Annotated in this window: 7 protein-coding genes; 5 read left to right on the top strand and 2 right to left on the bottom strand. The window is 67.9% G+C overall.

The annotated features are described in order from the left end of the window. Positions 1-119: 119 nt before the first annotated feature. On the bottom strand, positions 120-404 hold the full coding sequence (locus ABIC44_RS14570) for a CsbD family protein (RefSeq protein ID WP_354296258.1): 285 nt from the start codon (positions 402-404) through the stop codon (positions 120-122). 154 nt (positions 405-558) lie between these two features. Here ABIC44_RS14570 and recQ point away from each other — a divergent pair, with 154 nt between their 5' ends. The 5 genes from recQ to ABIC44_RS14545 all read left to right on the top strand — a co-directional run bounded on the left by recQ (position 559) and on the right by ABIC44_RS14545 (position 5,397). Continuing rightward, positions 559-2,328: a DNA helicase RecQ gene (gene recQ, locus ABIC44_RS14565; protein WP_354296262.1), complete on the top strand. Its 1,770-nt coding sequence runs from the start codon at positions 559-561 to the stop codon at positions 2,326-2,328. Between the two features lie 13 nt (positions 2,329-2,341). Further along, the gene (locus ABIC44_RS14560) at positions 2,342-2,866 is read left to right on the top strand and encodes a GNAT family N-acetyltransferase (protein WP_354296257.1); all 525 of its coding nucleotides are present in this window, start codon (positions 2,342-2,344) and stop codon (positions 2,864-2,866) included. Positions 2,867-3,303: 437 nt separating this feature from the next. Then, positions 3,304-4,086, top strand: a complete 783-nt coding sequence (locus tag ABIC44_RS14555) for a sterol desaturase family protein (protein WP_502959853.1) — start codon at positions 3,304-3,306, stop codon at positions 4,084-4,086. Beyond that, a complete protein-coding gene (locus ABIC44_RS14550) occupies positions 3,992-4,429 on the top strand; it encodes a DUF2141 domain-containing protein (RefSeq protein WP_307101189.1) in 438 nt (145 codons plus the stop codon). The genes ABIC44_RS14555 and ABIC44_RS14550 overlap by 95 nt, the downstream gene beginning before the upstream one ends. Before the next feature lie 71 nt (positions 4,430-4,500). Next, positions 4,501-5,397: a MipA/OmpV family protein gene (locus ABIC44_RS14545; protein WP_354296255.1), complete on the top strand. Its 897-nt coding sequence runs from the start codon at positions 4,501-4,503 to the stop codon at positions 5,395-5,397. A 42-nt stretch (positions 5,398-5,439) separates the two neighbouring features. On the opposite strand, the gene ABIC44_RS14540 is transcribed toward ABIC44_RS14545, so the two are convergent. Then, entirely contained in the window at positions 5,440-5,952 is a 513-nt protein-coding gene (locus tag ABIC44_RS14540) for an Ivy family c-type lysozyme inhibitor (RefSeq protein ID WP_307101193.1), read from the bottom strand. Between the last annotated feature and the right edge of the window lie 48 nt (positions 5,953-6,000).

Genomic DNA, 6,000 nt, shown 5'->3' with positions numbered 1-6,000 from the left:
CCTCACCCAGCTCCGACTAAGCCTTTGCTCTCGCAAAGACCAAGTCTGCGCAACCCTCTCCCCTCTGCGAGGGGCGAGGGAGGGAAAGGCATCGCTGACTGTCGATCCGCCCTTGGCGCTTACTTGCCGCGCAGCGTGTTGAGCAGCGCGATGCCGACCACGCCGCCCAGCGCGGCCGAGGCCAGCGGACGCTCGCGGACGAAGTCGCGGACCTGATCGAACAGCGGACGCACCGCCTGGTCGACGCTGGTCTTGGCGTCGCCGAAAGCCTTCTGGGCCTTGCCGCTCAGCTGTTCGCCCTTGCCTTCGGCCTGCATGGTCTTGTCGCCCAGCACGCCGCCCAGGCCTTCCTTGACCTGACCGCCGAAATTGGTGGCTGTGCCGTTGATCGTGTCGGTGTTCATCGAAAGATCTCCTTTCATGGGGCGGGAATGATTGGGGCATCAAACCCGCGAGGCCGCCGATGTTTCCGAAACGGCCGCGATGGAGAGCCGGGATCGACCGGCGCGCGTCGTCGCGCCCTTTCCCCATCCGCTCGGCGTCGCTACATGCACGGCGATGGTCGCCGACCCCCTTGCCAAGCTCCACGAAGTTTTCGGGTACAGCCAGTTCCGGGGTGTCCAGGAACAGGTGGTCGACCGTGTCCTGAATCGCCAGCGGACGCTGGCGGTGATGCCAACCGGCGCGGGCAAGTCGCTCTGCTACCAGCTGCCCGCCGTGATGATGGACGGATGCTGCGTCGTGGTCAGCCCGTTGATCGCGCTGATGCACGACCAGTTGCGCGCGGCCGAGGCGGTCGGCATCCGCGCCGCCACGCTGACCAGCGTCGACCAGAATCGCGCCGAGACGGTCGCGCGCTTCCGCGACGGCCAGCTCGACCTGCTCTATGTCGCCCCCGAACGCGCGTCGTCGGGGCATTTCCGCGAGCTGCTGGCCTCCGCGCCGCTCAGCCTGTTCGCGATCGACGAGGCGCATTGCGTCAGCGAATGGGGCCACGACTTCCGCCCCGATTATCGCCTGCTCGAGCCGTTGATGGATGCGTTCCCCGACGTCCCCCGGCTCGCGCTGACCGCGACCGCCGACGCGCATACCCGCGCCGATATCGCCAAGCAGCTGGGCATTCCGGTCGAGGGGATGATCGTCTCGGGCTTCGACCGGCCCAATATCCGCTATGCGATCAGTCCCAAGGCCAATGTGAACCTGCAGATCGCGCGGGTGGTCGCCGACACGCCCGGCCCCGGCATCGTCTATGCCCAGACGCGCGCCGCGACCGAGAAGCTGGCCGAGGCGCTGGCCCGCACCGGGCGGCCGGTGCGCGCCTATCATGCCGGGCTGGACCCCGCCGTGCGCGCCAGGAACCAGGCCGATTTCGTGGCGAGCGAGGATATGGTGATCTGCGCCACCGTCGCCTTCGGCATGGGGATCGACAAGCCCGATGTGCGCTTCGTCGCGCATGCCGGCCTGCCGAAGTCGATCGAGGCCTATTATCAGGAGACCGGGCGCGCGGGCCGCGACGGCGATCCGTCGGTCGCGCACCTCTTCTGGGGCGCGGAGGACTTCGCCCGCGCCCGCCAGCGCATCGCCGAGGTGGAGCCCGAACGCCAGCCCGGCGAGCGCGCGCGGCTGGCGGCGCTGGGGGCGCTGGTCGAGACGGGTGGATGCCGCCGCCGCATCCTGCTGCGCCATTTCGGCGAGGATCTGGCCGAGGATTGCGGCAATTGCGACAATTGCCTGGGCTCGCCCGATGCGGTCGATGCGACGACGGTGGCGCAGAAATTCCTGTCCGCGGTGTTCCGCACCGGCCAGATGTTCGGCGCGGGCTATATCGAGCAGGTGCTGACCGGCCAGTCGACCGAGCGCAGCCTGATGAACGGGCATGAGGCGCTGTCGGTGTGGAATATCGTCGACGGCGACGAAGTGGCGCTGCTCAAGCCGGTCCACCGCGCGCTGCTGCTGCGCGATGCGCTGCGCACCAATCATCATGGCGGGCTGGAGTTCGGCCCCGCCGCGCGCGCGCTGATCAAGGGCGAGGCGCGGCTGTCGCTGGTCGTGCCGCCCAAGCGCGAGCGCAAGGGCCGTCGTGCCGCGCCGGTCGCCGCCAATCCGGCGGACAACCCGCTGTTTGAGGCGCTGCGCGCCAAGCGGCGCGAGCTGGCGCAGGAGGCGGGGGTGCCGCCTTACGTCATCTTCCACGACTCGGTGCTGCGCGACATGGCGGCGCAGCGCCCGACCAGCCGCGCGGCGCTGTCGCTGCTGTCGGGCATCGGCGCGCGCAAGCTGGACGCCTATGGCGAAGCCTTTCTGGCGGTGATCCGCGACGCCGGTTAATATCGCTCGCGTCATGACCTACACCAGCCCTGCCCCGACCCTGACCACCGAGCGACTGACCTTGCGCGGTCATCATCCCGACGATCTCGACGCGCTGTCGGCGATGTGGGCCGAACCGGCGGTGTACGGCATGATCGGCGGCAAGCCCCGCCCGCGCGAGGATGTGTGGATTCGACTGCTTCGGTCGGTCGGATGCTGGACGGTGTTCGGCTATGGCGCCTGGGTGGTGTGCGACCGGGCGACGGGCGATGTGCTGGGCGATATGGGCCTGCTGGAATCGCGCCGTGAGATCCGGCCCGAACTGACGGTGCCGGAGGCGGGGTGGACGCTGGTTCCGAAGGCCCATGGCCGGGGCTATGCGGGCGAGGCGATGCGCGCGGTGCTCGACTGGGCGGACGCGCGGGGCATCGGGCGGACCTGCTGCATCATCGATCCGGGCAATGCGGCGTCGATCGGCCTGGCGGGCAAGCTGGGTTATGCGGCACCGGTCGAGGGGGTGTATCACGACCGGCCGATCCGGATTTTCCATCGGGGGTAAACTCGACTCTCCGTTCGCGGGGAGCGGAGTCGAAGCGCATGGGAATGTGCTTGCGGACAGGGTGGGGCGTGGGCTTCGACTTCGCTCAGCCTGAACGGGCGCGGGGGGTCGCGCGAAGACGCGGAGAAACGGACCCGCCCTCCGTTCGCACTGAGCGAAGTCGAAGTGCACGGGAATGCGCTCGCGGATGGGGCTGGGGTTTTGCGCGGGGGCGTGGAGAGGGAGTGCCCGGCCGAAGGCCGCCTCTCTTCGCCGACGGTGCGGCAGGGGCGACGGGCGAACCGGCGCCTGACGCCCGTGCCCGCTCAAACCTCTCTGCGCCTCCGCGCCTCCGCGCGAACAAAAGGCCAAGGACCGGACGATCGCGGTTCAAGCCCCGCCCCCAATGGGTTACACTGTCCGCCGTGACGCTTGCCCTGATCCTGTCCGCCATCGCCATGACGCTGATCGTCGGCGTCCGCTATCTGCTCGCCTCGGGCGCGTTCGCGCTGGCGACGCGGGCGCGGCATCCGAACCTCTATACCGGGCTCGACCCGCAGATCCGGCGCGAGATCGGGTGGAGCCTCGCCTCCGCCGCCATCTATGGCGTACCCGCCGGGGTCGTCGCCTGGGGATGGCAGAATCGCGGATGGACGCAAATCTATGCCGACATCCATGCCTGGCCGCTCTGGTACTGGCCGGTCTCGATCCTGCTCTATCTGGTCGCGCACGACACCTGGTTCTACTGGACGCATCGCTGGATGCACCGCCCGGCGGTCTTCAAGGCCGCGCATGCCGTCCACCATGCCAGCCGCCCGCCCACAGCATGGGCGGCGATGGCGTTCCACCCGATCGAGGCGGTGACCGGCGCTGTGGTAATTCCGCTACTCGTTTTTCTTATTCCGATTCACGTCGCCGCACTCGGCTTGGTACTGACGATCATGACCGTTATGGGCGTCACCAACCATATGGGCTGGGAAATCTTCCCGCGCGTCATGTGGCGGGGGCACCTGGGGGGGTGGCTCATTACCGCAAGCCACCATCAACGGCATCATGAGCAATATGGGTGCAACTATGGACTCTATTTCCGTTTCTGGGACCGGCTCTGCGGCACCGACCGCGGCCTTGGCGATTTCGAGCGCGCCCATGCGCAGGCCGCGCGCCGTGTCGCTGGCGCTGATGCTGGCCGCGCTGCCGCTGATCGGCGCCGCGCCGGTCAGCCGGCTGGACATCGCGATTGACCAGCTGCGCTCGGCCAAGGGTTCGATCCGCCTGTGCCTGACCGCCGACCCCGACAATTTCCCCGCCTGTGTCGATGATGCGCGGGCGATGACCCGCTCGGTGCCTGCGGGCCAGCGCGCCATCCATCTCGACGGCCTGCCCCATGGCAATTACGCCGCCGCCGTCATCCATGACGAGAATGACAACGCCAAGCTGGACACGCTGGCGGGCATCCCGCGCGAAGGCTTCGGCTTTTCGCGCAATCCGGCGATCCGCTTCGGCCCGCCGCGTTTCACCGCGGCCCGTTTCGCGCTCGATTCTGTTGCCGAAACACAACAGATCAGGATGCGGTACATATTCTGACACATAGCGCCGGAGCGAAATCATTACCGTAGCGTTGCATTTCGGATAACCGATTCAGGGAGTTTTCCGTCTTGCGCCTTTTCTCGCGCTCCATCCTACGGGGTGCCGCCCCGCTGATCGCCCTGGGCGCCGCCTCCCTCTCGATGCCCGCCCAAGCCCAGGACAATGCCCCGGCCACCAGCCCGGCGGCGGCCGAAATGGCGGGGCAGCTTGGCAAGAACACGATCACCATCGGTCTGGGCGCGGCCTATCTGCCCGATTATGAGGGGTCGAAGGATTATTCCTTCAGCCCCGCGCCCGCCGCGCTCGCCTATATCGACGGGCATACCATCACCTATATCGGCAACCGCCTGTCGGTCGACCTGATCGGCGACAAGGCCAATCGCGACTGGGACATTCAGGCCGGGCCGATCGGCGTGGTCAATCTGGACCGGACCACCAGCTCGGGAATCGACAATCCCCGCGTCCGCGCGCTGGGCAAGATCGGCGCGGCGGTCGAGCTGGGTGGCTATGTCGGCATCGGCAAGATCGGCGTCATCACCAGCCCCTATGACCGGCTGTCCGTCTCGCTCAGCTATCGCCACGACGTGACCGGCGTGCATGACAGCGGCATCTGGCAGCCTTCGGTCAATTATTTCACCCCGTTGTCCACCAAGGCGGCGGTCGGGCTGTTCGCCACCGCCGAACATGCCGGACGCGGCTATGCCCGGCGCTATTTCTCGATCACGCCCGATCAGAGCGCGGCGAGCGGCCTGCCCGTCTATAACGCGCGCAGCGGGTGGAAGGACTGGTCGATCGGCGGCCTCGCCACCTATTCGATCACCGGCAATCTGCTGAAGGGCTGGAAGGTCGTCGGCGGGCTCACCTATGGCCGGGAACTGGGCAATTTCGCCGACAGCCCGATCGTGTCGCAGGTCGGTTCGCGCAGCCAGTGGCTGGGCGCGCTGGGACTGGCCTATACCTTCTGACGCGAGCGGGGCGGGTCGGGAGCCACCGACCCGCCCCTCCCCTCATTCCTGCGGGCATTCGTCCGGGCGCGTGACCGGCGCGCCGCCCATATACCATTGGCTGCGGTCGCCCATCGTCTCGCGGTCATGGTAGCAGACCTGCGCCTTGCCCGTCCTGGTATCCAGCGCCACCGTCCAGTTGTTGTCGGCGCAGTCATGCGGGGTGCAGCCATGCGCGGCGATCCCGGACTTGCCCTGCGCGAAGATCGGCACCGTCACCGCGCCGCGCGACATGATCCGCCGGACCAGCGACTGGTCACCGACCGCATCGTGCAGCGCGCTCGCCACCTCGGTCCGGTCGAAGAAACTCACCCCGTCGACCGCGTCCCCCGGATAATGGCCGATATAGGCGGTCAGCGGATTGACCTGCGCCACGCCGGGGATCGGCGTCGGCCGCGCGGTGCCCGGCGGGGTGAAATTGCCCGGCGCCACGTCGGAGTCCGCATCCCCGTCCTTGCTGCCGCAAGCCGCGAGCGCCAGCAGCGCGAGGGGGGCGATCAGGGCAAGACGGCGCATCATACTCTCCTGAAAACATTCTTCTTTTGCAGTCGCGGGAACGCATCG

Source organism: Sphingomonas sp. 1185, from assembly GCF_040544655.1.
Classification (GTDB): domain Bacteria; phylum Pseudomonadota; class Alphaproteobacteria; order Sphingomonadales; family Sphingomonadaceae; genus Sphingomonas.
The sequence above is the reverse complement of the archived record's forward strand: the minus strand, read 5'-3'. Positions and strand labels throughout refer to the sequence as shown.